Source organism: Burkholderia stabilis, assembly GCF_001742165.1.
Taxonomy (GTDB): Bacteria; Pseudomonadota; Gammaproteobacteria; order Burkholderiales; family Burkholderiaceae; genus Burkholderia; species Burkholderia stabilis.
In genome coordinates, this window is the sequence record NZ_CP016443.1 from 1,024,610 (window position 1) to 1,045,054 (window position 20,445).

Annotated in this window: 18 protein-coding genes; 13 read left to right on the top strand and 5 right to left on the bottom strand. The window is 66.7% G+C overall.

Going from position 1 to position 20,445, the window contains the following annotated elements:
* Complete coding sequence (locus tag BBJ41_RS22600; RefSeq protein WP_069750324.1) at positions 1-1,515, top strand: MDR family MFS transporter; 1,515 nt, start codon at positions 1-3, stop codon at positions 1,513-1,515.
* A 64-nt stretch (positions 1,516-1,579) separates the two neighbouring features.
* Here the strand turns inward: BBJ41_RS22600 and BBJ41_RS22605 are convergent, their stop codons facing one another.
* Positions 1,580-2,578: a quinone oxidoreductase family protein gene (locus BBJ41_RS22605; protein ID WP_069750325.1), complete on the bottom strand. Its 999-nt coding sequence runs from the start codon at positions 2,576-2,578 to the stop codon at positions 1,580-1,582.
* Positions 2,579-2,709: 131 nt separating this feature from the next.
* On the opposite strand from BBJ41_RS22605, the gene BBJ41_RS22610 reads away from it, so the two are divergent.
* Positions 2,710-3,582, top strand: coding sequence for a LysR family transcriptional regulator (locus BBJ41_RS22610; RefSeq protein WP_069748520.1), 873 nt, complete (start codon positions 2,710-2,712; stop codon positions 3,580-3,582).
* Between the two features lie 74 nt (positions 3,583-3,656).
* Here the strand turns inward: BBJ41_RS22610 and BBJ41_RS22615 are convergent, their stop codons facing one another.
* Positions 3,657-5,027, bottom strand: coding sequence for an MFS transporter (locus BBJ41_RS22615; protein ID WP_069748521.1), 1,371 nt, complete (start codon positions 5,025-5,027; stop codon positions 3,657-3,659).
* Between the two features lie 427 nt (positions 5,028-5,454).
* Here BBJ41_RS22615 and BBJ41_RS22620 point away from each other — a divergent pair, with 427 nt between their 5' ends.
* The 4 genes from BBJ41_RS22620 to BBJ41_RS22635 all read left to right on the top strand — a co-directional run bounded on the left by BBJ41_RS22620 (position 5,455) and on the right by BBJ41_RS22635 (position 9,096).
* Positions 5,455-6,474 carry an AraC family transcriptional regulator gene (locus BBJ41_RS22620; RefSeq protein WP_069748522.1) on the top strand — a complete coding sequence of 340 codons (1,020 nt, stop codon included), beginning with the start codon at positions 5,455-5,457 and terminating at the stop codon, positions 6,472-6,474.
* Between the two features lie 104 nt (positions 6,475-6,578).
* Positions 6,579-7,142 (top strand): GNAT family N-acetyltransferase, encoded by a 564-nt coding sequence (locus BBJ41_RS22625; RefSeq protein WP_069748523.1) that lies wholly within the window; start codon positions 6,579-6,581, stop codon positions 7,140-7,142.
* A 9-nt stretch (positions 7,143-7,151) separates the two neighbouring features.
* Positions 7,152-7,991 (top strand): MerR family transcriptional regulator, encoded by an 840-nt coding sequence (locus tag BBJ41_RS22630; protein WP_069748524.1) that lies wholly within the window; start codon positions 7,152-7,154, stop codon positions 7,989-7,991.
* Between the two features lie 124 nt (positions 7,992-8,115).
* Positions 8,116-9,096 carry a sulfonate ABC transporter substrate-binding protein gene (locus BBJ41_RS22635; protein WP_069748525.1) on the top strand — a complete coding sequence of 327 codons (981 nt, stop codon included), beginning with the start codon at positions 8,116-8,118 and terminating at the stop codon, positions 9,094-9,096.
* A 403-nt stretch (positions 9,097-9,499) separates the two neighbouring features.
* On the opposite strand, the gene BBJ41_RS22640 is transcribed toward BBJ41_RS22635, so the two are convergent.
* Positions 9,500-10,513, bottom strand: coding sequence for a hypothetical protein (locus BBJ41_RS22640; protein ID WP_156814847.1), 1,014 nt, complete (start codon positions 10,511-10,513; stop codon positions 9,500-9,502).
* A 247-nt stretch (positions 10,514-10,760) separates the two neighbouring features.
* Here BBJ41_RS22640 and BBJ41_RS41230 point away from each other — a divergent pair, with 247 nt between their 5' ends.
* A complete protein-coding gene (locus BBJ41_RS41230) occupies positions 10,761-11,186 on the top strand; it encodes a hypothetical protein (protein WP_167362211.1) in 426 nt (141 codons plus the stop codon).
* Between the two features lie 191 nt (positions 11,187-11,377).
* Positions 11,378-12,823 (top strand): DEAD/DEAH box helicase, encoded by a 1,446-nt coding sequence (locus tag BBJ41_RS22650; RefSeq protein ID WP_069748528.1) that lies wholly within the window; start codon positions 11,378-11,380, stop codon positions 12,821-12,823.
* 304 nt (positions 12,824-13,127) lie between these two features.
* On the opposite strand, the gene speB is transcribed toward BBJ41_RS22650, so the two are convergent.
* Positions 13,128-14,096 carry an agmatinase gene (speB, locus tag BBJ41_RS22655; protein WP_069748529.1) on the bottom strand — a complete coding sequence of 323 codons (969 nt, stop codon included), beginning with the start codon at positions 14,094-14,096 and terminating at the stop codon, positions 13,128-13,130.
* Between the two features lie 408 nt (positions 14,097-14,504).
* Between speB and BBJ41_RS22660 the strand changes: the two genes are divergently transcribed.
* From BBJ41_RS22660 to BBJ41_RS22680, 5 genes are all read left to right on the top strand, one after another.
* Positions 14,505-15,176 (top strand): lysoplasmalogenase, encoded by a 672-nt coding sequence (locus BBJ41_RS22660; RefSeq protein ID WP_069750326.1) that lies wholly within the window; start codon positions 14,505-14,507, stop codon positions 15,174-15,176.
* Positions 15,177-15,422: 246 nt separating this feature from the next.
* On the top strand, positions 15,423-17,003 hold the full coding sequence (locus BBJ41_RS22665; RefSeq protein WP_069748530.1) for a flavin-containing monooxygenase: 1,581 nt from the start codon (positions 15,423-15,425) through the stop codon (positions 17,001-17,003).
* A gap of 21 nt (positions 17,004-17,024) precedes the next feature.
* Positions 17,025-17,960 carry an SDR family NAD(P)-dependent oxidoreductase gene (locus tag BBJ41_RS22670; protein ID WP_069748531.1) on the top strand — a complete coding sequence of 312 codons (936 nt, stop codon included), beginning with the start codon at positions 17,025-17,027 and terminating at the stop codon, positions 17,958-17,960.
* A complete protein-coding gene (locus BBJ41_RS22675) occupies positions 17,957-18,862 on the top strand; it encodes a metal-dependent hydrolase (RefSeq protein WP_069748532.1) in 906 nt (301 codons plus the stop codon). The genes BBJ41_RS22670 and BBJ41_RS22675 overlap by 4 nt, the downstream gene beginning before the upstream one ends.
* 4 nt (positions 18,863-18,866) lie before the next feature.
* Positions 18,867-19,778 (top strand): alpha/beta fold hydrolase, encoded by a 912-nt coding sequence (locus tag BBJ41_RS22680; RefSeq protein WP_069748533.1) that lies wholly within the window; start codon positions 18,867-18,869, stop codon positions 19,776-19,778.
* Here BBJ41_RS22680 and BBJ41_RS22685 read toward each other — a convergent pair.
* Positions 19,733-20,293, bottom strand: a complete 561-nt coding sequence (locus tag BBJ41_RS22685) for a putative glycolipid-binding domain-containing protein (RefSeq protein ID WP_069748534.1) — start codon at positions 20,291-20,293, stop codon at positions 19,733-19,735. The genes BBJ41_RS22680 and BBJ41_RS22685 overlap by 46 nt on opposite strands.
* Between the last annotated feature and the right edge of the window lie 152 nt (positions 20,294-20,445).

A 20,445-nucleotide genomic window follows, 5' to 3' on the forward strand; every position in this document is an offset into this window, starting at 1 on the left:
ATGACAACCGATACCCTCCTTACGCCACCGGCCGCCGAAGCGGCCCGCCGCGACGCGCCGACCGGGCTGATCGTCGCCGCGCTGCTGCTCGTCATGCTGCTGTCCGCGCTCGACCAGACGATCGTGTCGACCGCGCTGCCGACGATCGTCGGCGAGCTCGGCGGGCTCGACCAGTTGTCGTGGGTCGTCACCGCGTACCTGCTGTCGTCCACCGTCGTGCTGCCGCTGTACGGCAAGCTCGGCGACCTGTACGGCCGCAAGATCGTGCTGCAGGTCGCGATCGTGCTGTTCCTTGCCGGCTCCGCGCTGTGCGGCGTCGCGCAGGACATGACGCAGCTGATCGTGCTGCGCGCGCTGCAGGGGCTCGGCGGAGGCGGCCTGATGGTCGTCACGATGGCCGCGATCGGCGATCTGGTGCCTCCCGATCGCCGCGCGCGCTACCAGGGGATGTTCGGCGGCGTCTACGGCCTCGCGACGATCATCGGCCCGCTGCTCGGCGGCTTCCTGGTCGAGCACCTTTCCTGGCGCTGGATCTTCACGATCAACCTGCCGCTCGGCTTTCTCGCGCTGGCGGTGATCGGCATCGCGTTCCGGCCGCACACCGCGCACGTGAAGCACCGGATCGACTACATGGGCGCCACGTTCCTCGCGACGGCCCTCACCTGCGTGATCCTGTTCACGAGCGAAGGCGGCTCGCTGCTGCCCTGGACGTCGCCGCAACTGTGGATGACGCTCGTACTCGGCCTCGTCGCGATCGGCGGCTTCATTTATGAAGAACGGCTCGCGGCCGAGCCGATCATGCCGCTCGAACTGTTCCGCCATCGCACCTTCGTGCTGGTCAGCCTGATCGGCTTCGTCGTCGGCATCGCGCTGTTCGGCTCGGTCACGTTCATCCCGCTCTACCTGCAGGTCGTGAAGGGCTCGACGCCGTCGCAGGCCGGGATGCAGCTGCTGCCGATGATGGGCGGGATGCTCGTGACGTCGATCGTCAGCGGCCGGCTGATCTCGCGGCTCGGCTCGTACCGGATGTTCCCGATCGCGGGCACGCTGACCGGCGGCATCGCGATGGCGCTGCTGTCGACGCTCACGCTCGATACGCCGTTGCACACGATGTATGCGTACATGGCGTTGCTGGGGATCGGGCTCGGCATGGTGATGCCGGTGCTGACGCTCGCCGTGCAGAACACGGTCGAGTTCCGGCACATGGGCGTCGCGACGTCGGGCGCGACGCTGTTCCGGTCGATCGGCGGCTCGCTCGGCGTCGCCGCGTTCGGCGCGCTGTTCTCGCACGGGTTGCAGTCGCGGATGATGCACGCACTGCCGGCCGGCACGGAGTTGCCGCCCGCGCTCGGCCCGGCCACCGTGCACCAGTTGCCCGATGCCGTGCGCGATGCGTACCTGCATGCGTTCGCCGGCTCGCTGCACGTCGTGTATCTCGCGGCGGCGACCGTGATCGCGATCGCGTTCGTGCTCGCGTGGTTCGTCGAGGATGCGCCGCTGCGCAAGCACAACTGACCGGATGGCAAGCCCTGGCGCGATGTGACCGGCGGCCCGCATCGCGCCCCGCGACGCCCCGCCGTTACGGCACCAGCACGACCGCGCCCGTCGTCGCACGCGACTCCAGCAGCCGGTGCGCGTCGGCCGCCTGTTCGAGCGGCAGCCGCGCGCCGATCTCGACGTGCATGCCGCCCGCCAGCCGTTCGAGCGTCGCGCGCGCCGCCTCCCGATACGCGGCCACGTCGCGCGCGATGAAACTTAGCACGCTCGGCCGCGCCAGCGCGATCGAGCGGGCCGGCCCGAGCTCGTCGAGATCGACCGTCTGCCGCACGCCGATCGCGGCAACCTGCCCGATGCTCGCGACCATCCCGAACGGACGGATCGCGCCGAGCGTACGCGTCAGCACGTCGCCGCCGATCCCTTCGATCGCGTAATCGACACCTGCGCCGCCGCCGAACGCGCGCGCGGCCGCAACGAAATCTTCCTCCCGATAATCGACCACCGCCTCCGCGCCGTGCGCACGCACGAGCGCGGCTTTCGCGGCCGACCCGACCGTGCCGATCACCCGCGCGCCGAGCGCGCGCGCCCACTGCGTCGCGAGCAGCCCGACGCCGCCGGCCGCCGCATGCACGAGCATCGTGTCCCCGGCGCCGACCTGCCGGACCCGATGCAGCAGCATATAAACGGTGATGCCTTTCAGCAGCCCGGCGGCGGCCGCGTCGTCGCTCAGGCCGTCGGGTATCGGCAGCACACGCTCGGCCGGCATCGTGCGCAGGCTCGCGTAGCTGCCGGTCGGCATGCCCGCATACGCGACGCGCTGGCCCGGCACGAGATCCGTCACGCCCGGCCCGACCACGTCGATCACGCCGGCCGCCTCGACGCCGAGCGCGTCCGGCAGCGCGGGCAATGCGTGTGCCCCTGTCCTGAAATAGATGTCGACGAAGTTCACGCCGACGGCGGTCTGGCGAATCCGCACCTCGCCGGCGGCAGGTGGCGCGACGGGCGCATCGACGCGGCGCAGCACGCCGGCGTCACCGTAGCGGTCGATCCCGATCCGGATGGCGGTGGCAGTTTGGGTCATGACGCTCCTCGCAATCGAATGAAGTGACACGATCATCCCATCGTGCATAATCGATCGGAATTCACGTTAATTGCCCATCTACTGTGCAAAATTCGACCGATCCGGCTTTCACTCCCGCCTCCGCGCCACCGATGAGCTGGGACGACATCCGCACCTTCCTCGCGGTGATGCGCGGCGGCAGCCTGTCGGCCGCCGCGCGGTCGCTGCAGGTCCAGCATTCGACGGTCGCGCGGCGCATCGACGCGCTGGAGTCGTCGCTCGGCATCCGGCTGTTCGACCGGCTGCCGCGCGGCTGGCCGCCGACCGACGAAGGGCTGCACCTCGCCGAACACGCCGCGCGCCTCGAAGCCGACGCGCATGCGTTCGCGCGCGCCGCGCAGGGCGCGGCCACGCTCGACGGCGTCGTGCGCGTGTCGGCGTCGCCGGTGTTCGCCAGCCACTTCCTCGCGCCGCGCCTCGCCCGTGCACAACGCGCATGGCCGGCGCTGCGGATCGACCTGATGGGCGAGATGCATGCGGCGAACCTGTACGCACGCGAAGCCGATCTCGCGGTGCGCCTGTCACGGCCGAGCGAGCCGGGGCTCGCCGCGCGCCGGCTCGGCACGATGCGCTTCGCGCTGTGCGCATCGCCCGAATGGGCGGGCGCGCCGCCCGACACCTGGCCGTTCGTCGGCTACGACGACGCGCTCGCGCAAACGCCGCAGCAGCAATGGCTCGAGCGCTTCGCGGCCGGACGGCGCTTCGCGTTCATCGCGAACGACCTGGCCGCGCAGCATCGCGCGTGCGCGGCAGGAGCCGGCGTCGCGTTGTTGCCCAGGTTTCTCGTCGACGATCCGGCCGCACATGCCGGTGCACCGCTCGTCGAACTGACGTCCGCGCCGCACTGCGACATCGAGCGCGAGATCTGGCTCGTCGTTCACCCGGACGTGCGCCGGTCGCCGCGCGTGCAGCGCGTCGCGGATGCGATCGCGGATGCGGTGCGCGAGGCGGACGGGCGGCTCTGACGCCGCAGCCCCGTCGGAACCGCTGCGGCGGGCCGGCCAAGCCCCCGGCCGGTTGCGCCCCGCCGACGTGCCGCTCAGGACGGCTGGGCAGGCGACGCCTGACGCTCGCCGGCGCCAGCGCCGGCCGGTCGATCGCGATGCGAAGCCGAGCGCCGGTGATCGATCAGGCCGACCGCGACGGCCGCCGCCAGCGCAGGCAGTCCGATCGCCATGAAGTTCTGTTCCAGCGGCAGATCGATGCCGACCAGCAAACCGATGACGATCGGCGCCAGGATCGCGCCGCCGCGCCCCACGCCCAACGTCCAGCCGATGCCGGTCGAGCGGATCGCCATCGGATAGAACTGCCCCGCGTACGCGCAGTTGACGATCTGCGTGCCGATCGTCGACGCGCCCGCAACGCCGACCAGCACGAACAACAGCGCGGTCGGCATCTTGTAGCCCAACAGCGTGATCGACACCGCGGCCAGCAGATACATCGACACGAGCACCGTCTTGATCGGAAAGCGATCGGCCAGCCAGCCGCCGCCGATCGCGCCCGCCATCGCACCGGCGTTCAGCACCAGCACGAAGGTGAGCGCGGAACCGAGGCTGTAACCGGCGCTCGCCATCAGCCTCGTCAGCCACGCGCTGAGCGCATACACCATGAACAGGCACATGAAGCACGCGATCCAGAACATGACCGTGCTGAATCCGCGACCGTCGTCGAACAACTGCCGAACCGGCGCGCTGCCCGCATCGTCCTCGCGCGGGACGACATAGCAGTCGCCCGGTTCGGGCCGGTACGCCGGATCGAGCCGGCGCGCGATGCGCGCGAGCTCGTCGGTCCGGCCGCGCCGGATCAGGAACGGCAGCGATTCCGGCATCCATTTCACGAGCAGCGGGACGAGCAGCACCGGCGCGGCCGCCGCGACGAACACGGACTGCCACCCGTATGCGTCGATCATCCCCTTGCCCATGACCGCCGCCAGCATGCCGCCGACGGAATAACCGCTGAACATCAGCGTCACCAGCGTGCTGCGCAGGCGACGCGGCGCGTACTCGGTCATGTGGGCGATCACGTTCGGCATCACGCCGCCGATGCCGATGCCCGCCAGGAAGCGGGCCGCGCCGAACAGCGCGGGCGTCGGCGCCATCCCGGCCGCCGCGGTAAAGACGCTGAACAGCGTCAGGCAGGCCGCGATGGCCCAGCGGCGCCCGATCCGCTCGGCGACGGTCCCGAACACGATGTTGCCGAACATCATGCCGAACAGCGCCGAGCTGACCATGAACCCGGCCTGCGCCGGATTGACGCCCATCTCGCTCATGATCGCCGGCAGCGCGATGCCGGCCACCGCGAGGTCGTAGCCGTCGAACACGATGATCAGCGCGCACCAGAACAGCACGACGCCGTGCAGCGGGCCCAGCCGCGCTTCATCGGAGAGCGCCTGCAGGTTGATTTGACGCATGGGGTTTCGTTCCTTTTTCCAGAGGAGACTCAGGCCCGGCGGTAGCCGTCGCACCCCACGCCCTCGTATCAGTACGATCGATCGCCCCATCGATTTAGTAGCTGTACGAAATGTTTTCGCGGGATGCACTGCATTCCGTCCGGATGCCGGCGCAGTGTAGGAAGCCACAATGATTCTCACTATCCGGAATTTGCACGCAGCTCGCGAATTCGAGCCGCTTTCTTGCGTGCCGCGCGCCGCACGCTATCCGGATTTTTCCGCTGCGCGAACGGGACTATCCGATTCTTGCAATACTTTAGACAAGCCTGACGAAGGTCAATATCATCCTTTCAGGATATCTCGCACAGAAGAGAAACCGATGTGGCGCAACGCGCATCCGCGGCCAGCCGGATGCCACGCATGAAAAACGCCGCACAGGAGACGCCCCATGCCCCTCACCCCGAATGCGGAAGTGCTGTCCGCGCTGTATCGGAATTGCCTGTTCCGCTCCGGATTGCGCATGGATGCGCACGAGCTGGTCTCGGCGGAACTGTCCGAGCATGCGCTGCGCTGGAAGCGGGGTGTGCCGGACACGGCCCTTTTCAAGGGGCAACTGAATCACCTGAGCATCTACGCGCTGCAGTACGGCGCCGAAGTCGAGGTCGCCCCGCGCCCGTTCGACGGCTTTTCGCTCGTCCACACGTCGCTTGCGGGCGGCGCCGAAATCGAGTGCGACGGGCACGTGATGGGCGTGTCCGAAGGGCGCACCGCCGTCCTGGCGCCGAGAACGCGCGTCCGCCTCCGCTGGCGGTCCGGCACCCGGCAACTGATCGTCAAGGTGCCCGATTCGCTGATGCGCGCGGCCGGCGGCCGCCGCCCCGACGACGCTGCGCCCGGCCTCGCCCCGGGATTCCTGTTGCCGACGTCGCTTGCGTCGCAGTGGGACCTGATCGCGCAGTCGCTGCTTAACATGCTCGCCGTTGCCGACGACGGCGGCATCCGGGCCGAATGGCGCGACCACTTCGAACGAAGCCTCGCGCTATTCCTGCGCGTGCATTGCCCGCCGTCGCCCGCCGCCACGCACGCCGGCCCCGTGCCGCAAGCGCGCGGCGCACCGGCGAAGGCCGGATCGCGCGGCGGCATCCGGCAGATGGATGCGCTGCACGAATTCATCCATGCGCGGCTCTGCGCGCCGATCTCGCTCGAAGATCTCGCCAGGGTCGCCGGCGTCAGCCTGCGGACGCTGAACGTGCTGTGCCGGCGCTACCACGGCGCAACGCCGATGGAGCTGCTGCGCAACATCCGGCTCGATGCCGCACGCGTGCAGTTGCTGACCGACCCGATGGTCAGCATCACCGACACGGCGCTGACGTTCGGCTTCGGGCACCTCGGCCGCTTTTCCGCCTACTACTTCGCCCGCTTCAACGAGCTGCCCCGCGACACGCAGAAAAAGCGGCAGCCGAGCTGAACGCCGCGACGCCGGACGCACGGCCGCCGCTTTACGCATCGGGCAATCGCCCGCATAGTACGGGTTTGCCCGCATCTGCGCCCCGCTCCCCGCTCCCCGTCACCATGTCCGCCACGCCAGCCGCCTGCATCGTCCGCGACGCGACCGATGCCGATCTCGCCGCCATCCACACGATCTACGCGCACCACGTGCGCCACAGCGTCGCGTCGTTCGAGGAAACGCCGCCCGACGCCGCCGAGCTGCGTGCGCGCCGCGACGCGGTACTGCGCGACGGGCTGCCGTATCTCGTCGCCGAATGCGACGGCCGGGTGGCCGGCTACGCGTACGCGACGCCTTACCGCACGCGCAGCGCGTACCGCTTCACCGTCGAGGATTCGATCTATATCGACGACGCGCAGCGCGGGCGCGGGATCGGCCGCGCACTGCTCGCGGCGTTGATCGCACGCTGCGAGGCCGGCCCGTGGCGACAGATGATCGCGGTGATCGCCGATGGCGGCACCGGCGGCTCGACCGCACTGCATCGCGCGTTCGGCTTCGAGCCGGCCGGCCTGCTGAAAGCGGTCGGTTTCAAGCATGGCCGCTGGATCGACACGGCGCTGCTGCAGCGCCCGCTCGGCGGCGGTGCACACACGCTCCCCGCCTCGCCCGAGGCTGCCGCGTCGCGCTAGAATGGCCGCATGTCAAAACAGACTCAACCCATCCCCGACGAGGCCGCGGTGGATTCCCAGAACGAATACACGGTCGACGAACTCGCGCGCGTGTCCGACACGACCGTGCGCAACGTCCGCGCGTACCAGGATCGCGGTTTGCTCGCGCCGCCCGAGAAGCGCGGGCGCGTCGGCATCTACGACGATACGCACGTCGCGCGCCTGAAGCTGATCAACCACCTGCTCGCGCGCGGCTACACGCTGTCGAACATCCAGGACCTGATCAAGGCGATCGACGAAGGCCACGACCTGCGCTCGATCCTCGGCCTCGAAAACGCGATCGGCGGCCGCTGGTCGCATGAATTGCCGAAAACCTATTCGCTCGCCGCGCTCGTGCAGATGTTCGGCCCGCAAGCGCCGACGCAGCTCTCGCGCGTGACGGAACTCGGCCTGCTCGAACGACGCGGCCTGTCGTTCGTCGCGAAGAGCCCCGCGCTGCTCGAGGCAGCGGCCGCGATGACGAAGGAAGGCATTCCGCCGCGCGAACTGCTCGACGTGATCAGCCTCGCGCGTCCGCACTTCGACGCGATCGCACGGCTGCTCGTCGATCTCGTGGTGAAGCGGCTCGACCGGTACGACGAAGGCACGCTGCCGCCGGCCACCGACGTGCCCGCGCTCGTCGATGCGATCTGGCGCCTGCGCCCGCTCGCGGCCGTGTTCGTCGAAGGCGAGACGAACCGCGCGCTCGAAACCGCGGCCAGCGCCTATCTCGGCGGCCGTGTCGCGACGATCCTCGACAAGAAACTCAGCGACGAAGCCGCGCGGCAATCCGGCACGCCCGATACGCAGGACGACGGCGACAAAGCATAGGGCCGCCGCCGTCATATTCTTATCGGCAATGCTTCGTTTGCGGGCGTGATCGCTCATGCGACGATTCTTCCAACCGAGCGGCACCGGCCGCTCACCCGAAGACGTTTCGCATGGAGTTCGTTCGATGATTCGTTTCACCCGCTGGATCACCCGCACCGCCGCGACCGCGCTCGTCGCCGTCGCGGCCACGTCGGCCTTCGCGCAGGGCGCCGCCGACAAGGTCGTGCGCATCGGCTACCAGAAGGCCGGCCTGCTGTCGGTCATCAAGGCGCAAGGCTCGCTCGAAGCGCGTCTCAAGCCACTCGGCTATGACGTGCAGTGGTTCGAATTCCCGGCCGGCCCGCAACTGCTCGAAGCGCTGAATGCGAACAGCATCGACTTCGGCTATACGGGCGCGCCGCCGCCGGTGCTCGCGCAGGCGGCCGGCGTGCGCTTCGTCTACGTCGGTGTGGAACCGCCCGCGCCGCACAACGAAGCCGTGTTCGTGAAGGCCGATTCGCCGATCCGCTCGCTCGCCGACCTGCGCGGCAAGAAGGTCGCGCTGCAGAAAGGCTCGAGCGCGAACTACCTGCTGCTCGAAGCGCTGAAGAAGGCCGGCGTGCGCTACGACGAGATCCGCCCCGTGTACCTGCCGCCCGCCGACGCACGCGCCGCGTTCGAGAGCGGCAACGTCGACGCATGGGCCGTCTGGGACCCGTACTACGCGGCCGCGCAGAATTCGCTGAAAATCCGCACGCTGTCCGACTACACGGGCCTCACGCCCGCGAACAACTTCTACGAAGCGACGCGGGATTTCGCGGAACGGCATGCCGACGTGGTCGGCGCCATCCTGAAGCAGGCGCGGGAGACGGGCCTGTGGGTCAACGGGCATCCGGCCGAGACGGCCGCGCTGATCGCGCCGAAGGTCGGGCTGCCGTTGCCGCTCGTCGAAACGTGGATCAAGCGCGTGCCGTTCAGCGCGGTGCCGGTCGACGAGAAGATCGTCAAGATTCAGCAAGGCGTGGCCGACGCGTTTTATGGGGCAAAGCTGATTCCGCAGAAGCTGAACGTGGCCGATAACGCATGGACCGATAAACGCGTGGCGACGGCGCTTGCAGAGAAGTAACGCGCGGCGTAGTACACCGATCCGGAAAAGGCCGACGGGCACCCTGCCCGTCGGCCTTTTTTGTTTTCCGGAATTTTCGGGAGGCGTGAAGCGAATGGTCGGCAGTCGGCCAATAGTTGACGTTCGCGCAACAGACGAAGCCGTCACTCCAACGGCCGGTTCGCTTTCGGACTCTGCCGCATACTCCGTGGGAGCAACTTGACCTTTGCCGACTTTCGAAGAGAAACCCACGTGTTTGTCAGCAATACAGCGGATTGCCGATGGTGTTCGTAACCGAACACAACTCAGTCTTGAGCAGGCTCGGCCGGCTACCCGATCCTGGTCAGCCCGCGTACGTTGCTCCTCCGCTTGTCGCGATGGCCTATCTCGACTTTCGATTCGCTGGCGCAGCGCCGTCTGGCACTCACTCCTGCAACGAAAACGACTGCACGAAAGCAGCTCCTAACAGCCCGCGATTGATTTTAACCTCGTAGCGGTACTCGGAAGAATCGTTATGCAGATAGGCAAGCGAGCAAGGCATCGGTAATGCTTGGAGCCGTTTTCCATCCAATACAACAGGAGTCGAAGTGTTGAGGACAAGCGAGCAGGACGTGTATTTCCCGTGTGTAATATGGACTGTTCCGTCGACCACGAGGGATTGAGCTGGCAATACCCGTTCCCCTACGTAGTCGTTCAAAATAGAACATATTGCGATACTGAAGAACACCGAACTGAAGACACTCCACATCAAGGCTTCGGACGCGACCGCTCCAGCAAGCGCATATTGTTTCAGGCTTGCGCGCAGGACAAAAATCACTCCCGTCGAAAGAACCACCGTTCCGACGACAATTGCCGGCAGAAGCGAAAACGCGGACAGAGGAAGGCCTGAAACCAGATTCCTGAAAAAGTAGAAAATACCGGATAGGATTGAGGCCACTATCCAAGGTTTGCGAATACGACTAAGACTGGCCTCCGAATTGACCTCGCCGCCCGTCAGGGCTTCAAGGCGACCAGCCGCTATCGCCAAACTATCCGATAGGGATTCCCGCAGGTTGTTCGGGATTTTGCCGGCCACGTTCAGGTCGAGTCGTCGTTCGCCAAGGGATAATCGATAACCTTTGGCCAGCAACGTCAATACTGCAGTGCGAAATTCGTCGTCATCCTGAAAGACACGAAGAATATGCACGCCAAGGCCGTAGGCCACAATGTCCTTTGCGTCGAAGGTGGACGCAAACTTCGCTGGCTGCGGTAGCAGGAAAAGTCGGAGGAGCTTCGAATTGCCGCCGCCCATAGAGCGAGCGCGGTTAAGGCAAAGTGCGCCCTGCACGTTGCACTCTGTGCGCATTCGCGACGAGCGACTCCCTGACTGGATGTTCACGGGACGACGTAGTGGGTTAACGACTAGATTCTGCCGGTCGAAATTGAGCGATTCGTTCAAGAAGTTACTCCCCGATGAAATAGGCGCTTGTCCTCTTCGTCCACGGAAATGAAAATCTTCATCACGCCCACACCATAGAGCCTTATATCACGTCGGCCCATTACCGCCTACTAACCTTCCCTAACACGGATACACGCCATCACACACGCACAGACACAGATTCTCTCGATGGACATTAGGAAGCCGCTCGCCGGGCAGCGTTTACGCCTCCGAAGACGCGTATGGGTCTCTCTTGTTCAGGATACGTGTGACGCAGAAGCTAGAAGAGCAGGAGTTTGAAAAGCTCGCAGCTCACATCGACGATGTGAAGCCTTATTGGGAATTCGAAAACGAGAGCGTACTTGCTGGCGCGTTGCAAAACCTCAGCCCCAGCTTGAGAAGGCATTTGTGCGGCATGGCAGCGCATGGCCGCTCTAGCTTGGAAACAGCCTTTGAGAAATCCCCGAACTGGGCGACCAAGATAGGTCGACAGGACGCGTTCGTCGCACGCTGGATGCCGACCGCCATCCAGCGAATGGGAGCCACCAAACGCCCGGACGTCTCCCCCTCCATCGCCGCCCACCGCCCCGACTACAACGTTCGCGAAACGCGTCAGGACATGACGGACATGAACCCGCAAGCCGATCGGCAGCAGCCCAATGGTCGCGCCACGATCACACACATGACGCGATAGCCTTCACGAATGAGTCGCGTGACTTGTATCCACGACGAACAATATTTCTCAACCGCGGCTTTTGCCCCGCCGTCGTTCTGCCTCTCCCCTTTGCAGATCATCCGCGCGATCTCGTTGCCGGGTGAGATGACACGCGCGGTGCGATCGGCACGGTAACCGCTAGAATTGCGGTTTTAGCCCGGAACACGTCCATGTCCTTTGCCTCGCTTGGCCTGATCGATCCCTTGCTGCGTAATGTGCAGGATCTCAATTACCAGACACCTACGCCGGTGCAGGCCAAGGCGATTCCTGCCGTGCTCAGCGGCAAGGACGTCATGGCTGCGGCACAGACCGGCACGGGCAAGACGGCGGGTTTCGCGCTTCCGCTGTTGCAGCGGCTGGTGCAACACGGCCCGACGGTGTCCAGCAACCGCGCGCGCGTCCTGGTGCTGGTGCCCACGCGCGAGCTGGCCGAACAGGTGCTGCAAAGCTTCATCACGTACGGCAAAGGCCTCGACTTGCGATTCCTGGCTGCCTACGGCGGCGTGAGCATCAACCCGCAGATGATGAAGTTGCGCAAAGGCGTCGATGTGCTCGTTGCCACGCCCGGCCGTTTGCTGGATCTCAACCGCCAGAACGCGGTGCAGTTCGATCAAGTGCAAACGCTGGTGCTGGATGAAGCCGACCGCATGCTGGATCTGGGCTTTGCGAACGAACTCGACGCCGTCTTTGCCGCGTTGCCCGCCCGGCGCCAGACGCTGCTGTTCTCCGCCACGTTTACCGACGATATCCGCGCGATGGCAGCGGGCATTCTGCGCGGCCCGGTCAACATCAGCGTCAGCCCGCCCAATGCCACGGCCAGCAAGATCAAGCAGTGGGTGGTGCCGGTGGACAAGAAGAACAAGCCCGATCTCTTCATGCACCTCGTGGCCGAGAACAACTGGGAGCACGCGCTGGTGTTCGTCAAAACGCGCAAAGGCGTGGATTACCTGGCGGCCATGCTGGATGACGCGGGCTACGCGGTCGACACCATTCACGGCGACAAACCGCAGCCCGCACGCCTGCGTGCGCTCGATCGCTTCAAGACCGGCGAAGTCAACATGCTGGTGGCCACCGATGTCGCCGCGCGCGGGCTCGATATCGACGACCTGCCGCTGGTGATCAACGTCGATCTGCCGATCGTGGCGCAAGACTACGTGCACCGTATTGGCCGCACGGGCCGCGCGGGCGCCAGCGGCGTGGCGGTGTCCCTCGTGTGTGCCGATGAAGCGCCGCAACTGGCCGCGATCGAAGCGCTGATCCGGCAAACGCTGCCGCGCGAGGAAGAGCCGGGTTTCGAAGCCGAACACCGCGTGCCGCAAACCAGCGCAACGGGCGAGATCATCAAGAAACCCAAAAAGCCCAAGAAGCCGAAAGTGCCGCACGCTGCGCCCAGCGCCAAGCCGGCGCCCGGCAAAAAGGCACGCCCGCAAAATGGCGAAAGCAAACGCAAGCCTGCGGCGCCGCGCGCGGTAGCCGCAGGTAAAGGCGCGAGTGTGTCCGGCGGCAATCCGTTCAGCACGCAAAAGCCGCGCAGCAAACCCGCCGGCAAGCCGGCCGCGGGTTCACGCAAGCCGGCCGGCAAACCTGCAGGTGGCCGCGGCAAACGTCAACCGTGATCCGCGGGAACGAGTAACGCCAGCCCTGGAACGGGCTGGCGGTTCACTGCCCGCCGGCATGCAGCGGCGAAGCTTCGGCGTGCATCAGGTTGATGGGTAATGGGCGCAGCAGCGGTATCGGCGCTTGCCTGAATGACCACGACGAGAAACGCGTACGACTGCTCCGGATCGAACCGCACCGCCCGCGAAAATCCGCCACGCCCTTTCCGGCCGTCCCCACGGAAAACCGCACGCAGCGCATGAAAAAGGCCGACGAGCACCTTGCCCGCCGGCCTTTTTTCATCAAGCGACCATGCGCGTCCGCTTACTTCAACGCCCCCGCCACCTTCTTCTGCCGCCACAGACACAGCAAATCGCACGCGACATGCGCGGCCGCGATCGCCGTGATATCCGCATGATCGTAAGCGGGCGCAACCTCGACGACATCCGCGCCGACCAGGTTCACCGCCCCGAGCGCGCGCACGATCGCGAGCGCCTGCGCAGACGACAGCCCGCCCGCGACCGGCGTACCGGTGCCGGGCGCAAACGCCGGATCGAGGCAGTCGATGTCGAACGTCAGGTACGCGGGCCGCGCACCGACGATGTCGACGATCCGCTCGACCGCCGCGCGCGTGCCATGGTCGTGCACCCAAGCGGCGTCGAGCCGCTCGATCCCGAGAAAGTCATCGTTCCACGTGCGGATGCCGACCTGCACCGACGTCGCGGGATCGATCAGTCCTTCCTTCACGGCCTTGTAGAACATCGTGCCGTGGTTGAGGCTGTCGGGATCGTCGTCGGCCCAGGTATCGCAGTGCGCGTCGAAATGGATCAGCGACAGCGGCTTGCCGTAGCGCTCCGCGTGCGCGACCAGCAGCGGATACGTGATGTAGTGGTCGCCGCCGAGCGTCAGCATCTTCGCGCCCGAGCGCAGGATCGTGCGCGCATGCTCGACAATCGCGGGCTTGATCGACAACGGGTTGTGCGCGTCGAACCAGCAATCGCCGTAGTCGACGGCCGCGAGATCCTCGAACGGATCGAAACCCCACGGATACGGATTGAGCTCCGCGAGCTGCACGCTCGCCGCGCGGATCGCGGCGGGCCCGAGCCGCGCGCCGGAGCGATAGGTCGTCGCGAGATCGAGCGGCACGCCGGAAATCGCGACGTCGACGCCGTCGAGCGCGCGCGAGTAGCTGCGGCGCATGAACGACAGCACGCCCGCATAGGTGTTTTCGATCGAGGAGCCGTACGGCGTCGTGCGACGGATCGCGCCGTCGCCGTGGAGAAGTTCGGTCATGGTCGGACCATTTTTCGTGGGGCCGGCCGCCCCGCTGCGGATTGGCGCGCGGGCCGGGCACGGCATGGATTCATCGGGCTCGCACCGGCTTACGCATCCTGTCGCGCGACCGGGCGGAACAACGACAACGGAAATACCGCGGCGATCATAACAAGCCGAATTGAACTCGTTGCCCCGGTTCAGCCGGGGCAACGCGCGGAAGAAATCGCGCGAAGGCGCTCGCCCATCGTGCGCCGGGCCGCACCGGATCGCCGTGGCGGCAAGCACGCGCCTGCGCACGCCATCCCCGCCATGTCCTAGAAGGATTTGCCGGTTTTCGCGCGCGCTTTCTTCCGGATAATGGCCGGCAGCCGCTCCCACGACGGCGCGCCGTCCACCGCAGACGCCAACAATCCGGAGACACCCGCCTTGATCGCCACGCTTCCCGCCACCTACCGCCGGCTCTGGCCGCTCGCCGTCGCCGCCGCGCTGCTGTACGGGCTGTCGCTCGCCGTCGCGCCCTATCCCGGCCAGGCCGCCGCGAAAGCCGCGATGGGCATCCTGCTGCTCGCGGCGGGCAGCACCTGCGGCGCGGCGCGCGAACGCGCGTGGCTGTGCGCGGCGCTCGCGACCGCCGTGCTCGGCGACGTGCTGCTCGCGCTGCCCGACTGGCCGCTGTCGTTCGTCCTCGGCCTCGGCGCGTTCCTGCTCACGCACCTGTTCTACTGCGCGATCTTCTTGCGCTGGCGCGCACGGCCGCACGGCTGGCGCATCATCGCGCTCGTCGGGCTGTGGATCGCCGCGCCGGCTTTCTATCTGGCTTTCTTCCCGCACCTCGGCGAGCTGCTGATACCGGTCGCCGTCTACATGCTCGTGCTGTGCGTGATGGCGAGCTTCGCGCTCGCCGCCCGCACGCGCGGCCCGCTGGTCGCGATCGGCAGCCTGATCTTCGTCGGCTCCGATACGCTGATCGGCGTCGGCCGGTTCCTCGGCGGCTTTCCGGGCATCGATTACCTGATCTGGGGCCTCTACGCGCTCGCGCAGGTCACGATCGTGGCCGGGGTTTTCCATGAGACAAGCGCCCGTTCAATCCGACCCTGATTCCGTTTCAAACAGGCCGCCGCGCGCCGGCGGCCTAGCCCGCCTCCTGTCTCGCCCCGTACACGGGCCTCTCCGCGTCTTCCGCAATGCGGAAAACGGCCTGTTCCAAACCCCGCTCAGCCTTTTCCCGTCTGGCTTCCGGCCCTTAGAGCGCCGCTTCTAGCCTCTTGCGGTTTCCGGGCTCACCCACTATCGTTACATCAAACAATGTAACATTCGAAAATGAGCCAAATCGGAGACACCCGGATGAATGCTCGCACCTTGCCTTTCGGTCCGCCCGGCCACGACGGCCTGGACGAAACCATCGACATCGCCATCATCGGCACCGGCTTTGCCGGCCTCGGCATGGCGATCCGCCTGCGGCAAACAGGCGTGACCGACTTCGTCGTCCTCGAGAAGGCCGCGTCGGTCGGCGGCACGTGGCGCGACAATCATTACCCCGGGTGTGCATGCGACGTGCAATCGCACGTCTATTCGTTCTCGTTCGCGCCGAACCCGCGCTGGACGCGCATGTTCGCGCCGCAGCCGGAGATTCGCGCCTATCTCGAAGACTGCGTGCAGCGCTTCGGGGTCGGCCCGCACCTGCGCCTGAACCACGAGCTGCAGCGCGCCGAGTACGACGAGGCCGCGCAACGCTGGCGCCTCACGTTCGCGAACGGCAAGCGGCTGTCCGCGCGTGTGCTGGTGTCCGGGATGGGCGGCCTGTCGCGCGCCGCGCTGCCGGCGATTCCCGGCGTCGAGAATTTCAAGGGCCGCGCCTTCCACTCGCAACACTGGGATCACGACTATGCGCTCGAAGGCAAGCGCGTCGCGGTGATCGGCACCGGTGCGAGCGCGATCCAGTTCGTGCCGCAGATCGCGCCGCGCGTGAAGGAACTCGCGCTGTTCCAACGCACGCCGCCGTGGATCATGCCGAAGCCCGACCGCAACCTGACCGGGCTCGAGAAGTGGCTGTTCCGCACGCTGCCGTTCACGCAGAAGGCCGTGCGCAGCGGCATCTACTGGATGCTCGAATCGCGCGTGCTCGGCTTCGCGATCCATCCGTCGCTGATGAAGAACGTGCAGAAGCTCGCGCTGCGCCACATCCGCAAGCAGATTCCCGATCCGGAGCTGCGCAAGGCCGTCACGCCGGACTACACGCTCGGCTGCAAGCGCGTGCTGATCTCGAACGACTACTACCCGGCGCTGTCGCGCAAGAACGTCGACGTGATCACGACCGGCATCGACCACATCGAAGCCGACGCGGTCGTCACGACCGACGGCCGCCGCCATGAAGTCGACTGCCTGATCTACGGCACCGGCTTCCAGGTCGCCGATCCGTTCCCGCGCGGCGCGATCGTCGGCCGCGGCGGCCTCGACATCGTCGACGCATGGCGCGACGGCGCGCACGCGTATCTCGGCTCGACGCTGCCCGGCTACCCGAATTTCTTCATGATCGTCGGCCCGAACACCGGCCTCGGCCACAACTCGATGGTGTTCATGATCGAGTCGCAGATCGAATACATCCTCGGCGCGCTGCAGGCGATGCATCGCGAGCGCGCGGATGCGATCGAGGTGCGCCCGCTCGTCGAGGCGCAGTTCAACAGCGACCTGCAGGGCAAGCTGAAGAAGGCGATCTGGTCGACGGGCGGCTGCAAGAGCTGGTATCTCGATCCGCGCACGGGCAAGAACACGACGTTGTGGCCGGGCTTCACGTGGCGCTTCCGCCAGGCGACCGCGCACTTCTCGATCGCCGACTACCACGCGTATCGCGCGCCGCACGACACGACCGCGCGCCCCGCCGCCGTGCCCGCCGCTTCTGCTTCCACTTCCGCCGAAGCGGCCTGAGCCAGACAAGGAACAACCGACATGAAAGATTTCAGCAACAAGGTCGCCGCGATCACGGGCGCCGGCTCGGGCATGGGCCGCTCGCTCGCGATCCAGCTCGCGCAGGCCGGCTGCCACGTGTCGCTCGCCGACAAGAACGGCGTCGGTCTCGCCGAAACCGAACGGATCGTCCGTGCGATCGCGCCGAACGTGCGCGTCTCGACGCGCGTGCTCGACGTCGGCGAGCGCGAAGCGATGTTCGCGTGGGCCGACGACACCGCGAAGGAACACGGCAAGGTCAACCTGATCTTCAACAACGCGGGCGTCGCGCTGTCGAGCACGATCGAAGGGATGGAATACAGCGATCTCGAGTGGATCGTGAACATCAATTTCTGGGGCGTCGTGCACGGCACGAAGGCATTCCTGCCGCACCTGAAGGCATCGGGCGACGGCCACGTGATCAATACGTCGAGCCTGTTCGGGATCTTCGCGCAACCGGGCATGAGCGGCTACAACGCGACCAAGTTCGCGGTGCGCGGCTTCACCGAATCGCTGCGCCAGGAACTCGACATGATGAAGTGCGGCGTGTCGGCGACCTGCGTGCATCCGGGCGGCATCCGCACGAACATCGCGCAGGCCAGCCGCGTGTCGCAGAACATGGTCGGCTTCATGGTCGCGAGCGAGCAGCAAGGCCGGGACACGTTCGAGAAATTCTTCATCACGACCGCCGACGACGCCGCGCGCGCGATCCTCTCCGGCGTGCGCCGGAACAAGCGCCGTGTGCTGATCGGCCGCGATGCGAAGGCCGGCGACTGGATGGCGCGCGTGCTGCCGTGCGCGTACCAGGCGCTCGTCGTGCTCGCGACGCGCCGCGAGGCTGCCAGGGCCTGCCGCCACGCTGCGCGCGGCACGCCGGCATCCGCACCGCTGCACGCCACGTACAACAATGCAGGTAATCAGGGAGGTGAACAATCATGACGACCCCGAACATGATGCCCGTGCGTCGTGACATCCGTTTCGCGCTGCCGCCCGAACGCGCGAAGGACTGGCACGTCCAGGGCGTGCCGGTCACGCACTTCATGAACGCGCTGTCGCTGCTGTTCCCGGCCGGCGAACGCTTCTTCATGGATTCGGTGCGCAACTACCGCGACCGCATCGAGGACCCCGAACTGAAGAAGCAGGTGATCGGCTTCATCGGCCAGGAAGCGATGCACACGCGCGAGCACATCGAATACAACGACCTGCTGCAGTCGTCGGGCCTGCCCGCGCACAAGCTCGACAAGCGCCTGTGGACGATCCTCGGCTGGTTCAAGAAGGTACTGCCGCACTCGATGCAGCTCGCGATCACGATCGCGCTCGAACACTACACGGCGATCCTCGCGAACCAGTTGCTGTCGGGCCACGAGCACCGGATCGACGGCTCGGTCGAAGGCTACCAGCAGATGTGGATGTGGCACGCGATGGAGGAAACCGAGCACAAGGCCGTGTCGTACGACGTATGGAACGCCGTGATGAAGCCGGGCCTCGGCAGCTACCTGCTGCGCACCGGCACGATGCTGACGACGACCGTGCTCTTCTGGGCAATCGTGTTCGACTTCCACCTGCGCCTGATGCGCGCGCACCGTCGCGAACACGGCAAGTTCGGCGGCATGTGGCGCCTCGTGAAGTACCTGTACGGCCCGAAGCACGGCGTATTCCCGAGCATTGCGCGCGAATGGCTCGACTACTTCCGCCCCGGCTTCCACCCGTGGGACCACGACAACCACCAGTACCTGCAGGGGCTCGACACGCTGCTCGAGAACATCGACGCGACCAACGCGCGCTACGCGGCGCAGGCCGCCCCGCGCCGCGTGCCGCTGCACCCGGTTGCGCAGGCATGACGCCATGTCGCGCGCACACGCGATGCTGACCGTCCAGTCCGGCGACGTGAAACTCGCCGTCTACGTAAGCGGGCCGCGGCGCGCGCCGCCGCTGATCCTCGTGCACGGCTACCCCGATTCGGCGGCCGTGTGGGCGCCGATCCGCGCGCGGCTCGCAAAGCGCTACCGCGTGATCGCGTACGACGTGCGCGGCGCCGGCGCGTCCGATGCGCCGCGCCGCCGCGCCGACTACACGCTCGCGCAGCTCGCAGGCGACCTGAAGGCGGTGGCCGACGCGACCTGCGGCGGCCGGCCGTTTCACCTCGTCGGCCACGACTGGGGCTCGATCCAGTGCTGGGAGGCCGTGACCGACCCCGCGTTCCGCGGCCGGATCGCGTCGTACACGTCGATCTCGGGCCCGTGCCTCGATCACGTGTTCCGCGCGAAGATGCGGCTCAAGCAGAGCCTGAAGTCGTGGTACATCGCGTTCTTCCACCTGCCGCTCGTGCCGTCGCTGATCTGGCGGCTCGGCGGCGCGGCGCTGTGGCCGCGCTGGCTGCAGCTCACCGAACGCGTGCGCGCCGAGCGCGACCCCGTGCAACTGAAGAATTCGCTGAACGGCATGCAGCTCTACCGCGCGAACTTCCTCGCGCGGGCGCGCAAGCCGCGCGAACGGTATGCGCAGGCGCCCGTGCAGATCCTGGTGCCCGTGCGCGACCGCTACGTGACGCCCGAGATGTCGGTCGACCTCGACCGCTGGCTCGGCGACCACGTGCGCGAGGAAATCGACGGCACGCACTGGATCGTGCTGCGTCACCCCGACCTGATCGCGTCGCGGATCGACCGCTTCGCTTCCGCGCAGGAGCGGCCGGCGGTGACGACCGCCGCGGTTCAGCGCGCCGTCGGCGCCGGCAGGCGCTTGAACAGCGTTTCGTAGTCGATCACCAGCCCGTCGTCGTCGATGTCCATCTCGGCCGTGAAGTTCCGGAAGATCCCTTCGTAGCGGTAGCGCCGGCCCGGCTCGATACACGCATATGCCTGCTTGACCGGCGTGACCTTCAGGTCCGGCGTCGAGATGTACGCGACGTCGATCGGCCGCCGCTCGCCGCGCGCGAGCCCGAGGCGGCCGATCGGCAGCGAATTCGTGAACGGCGTCGCCGCGATGTCGATGTCGATGCAGCCGTCCAGTTCCGGCAGCGCGCGGCCCGCTCCGTCGTGCCAGTGGCCCGCGCCGTCGCCGCGCAGCTCCAGCGTCCCGCCGCCCATCACCTTCAGCACCGCATACGTCACGCGCCAGTGCGGATCGCACTCTACGCGATACGCGAGCCCGTAAGCCCGGCCGTAGCGCTGGCCGACCACCGCGCTTTCGACGACGATCCCGCCGCCGCTCCGGTCGAACGCCAGATGTTCGACCCCATCGCCTTCTAGCGACGCCCAACGCACTTCGCGCATCGTTTCGTCTCCCGGTTTCCCCGAATCGGGGCATCGTTGCACACATCCCGTCACGCAAACGCCAGCCGATGCGCAAATTCGCTACCCAAGCCGATAAAGCGCCAAAAAACGCCAACGTAGCCCCGGTAAAACATGCCCGTTCCCCGATCTGG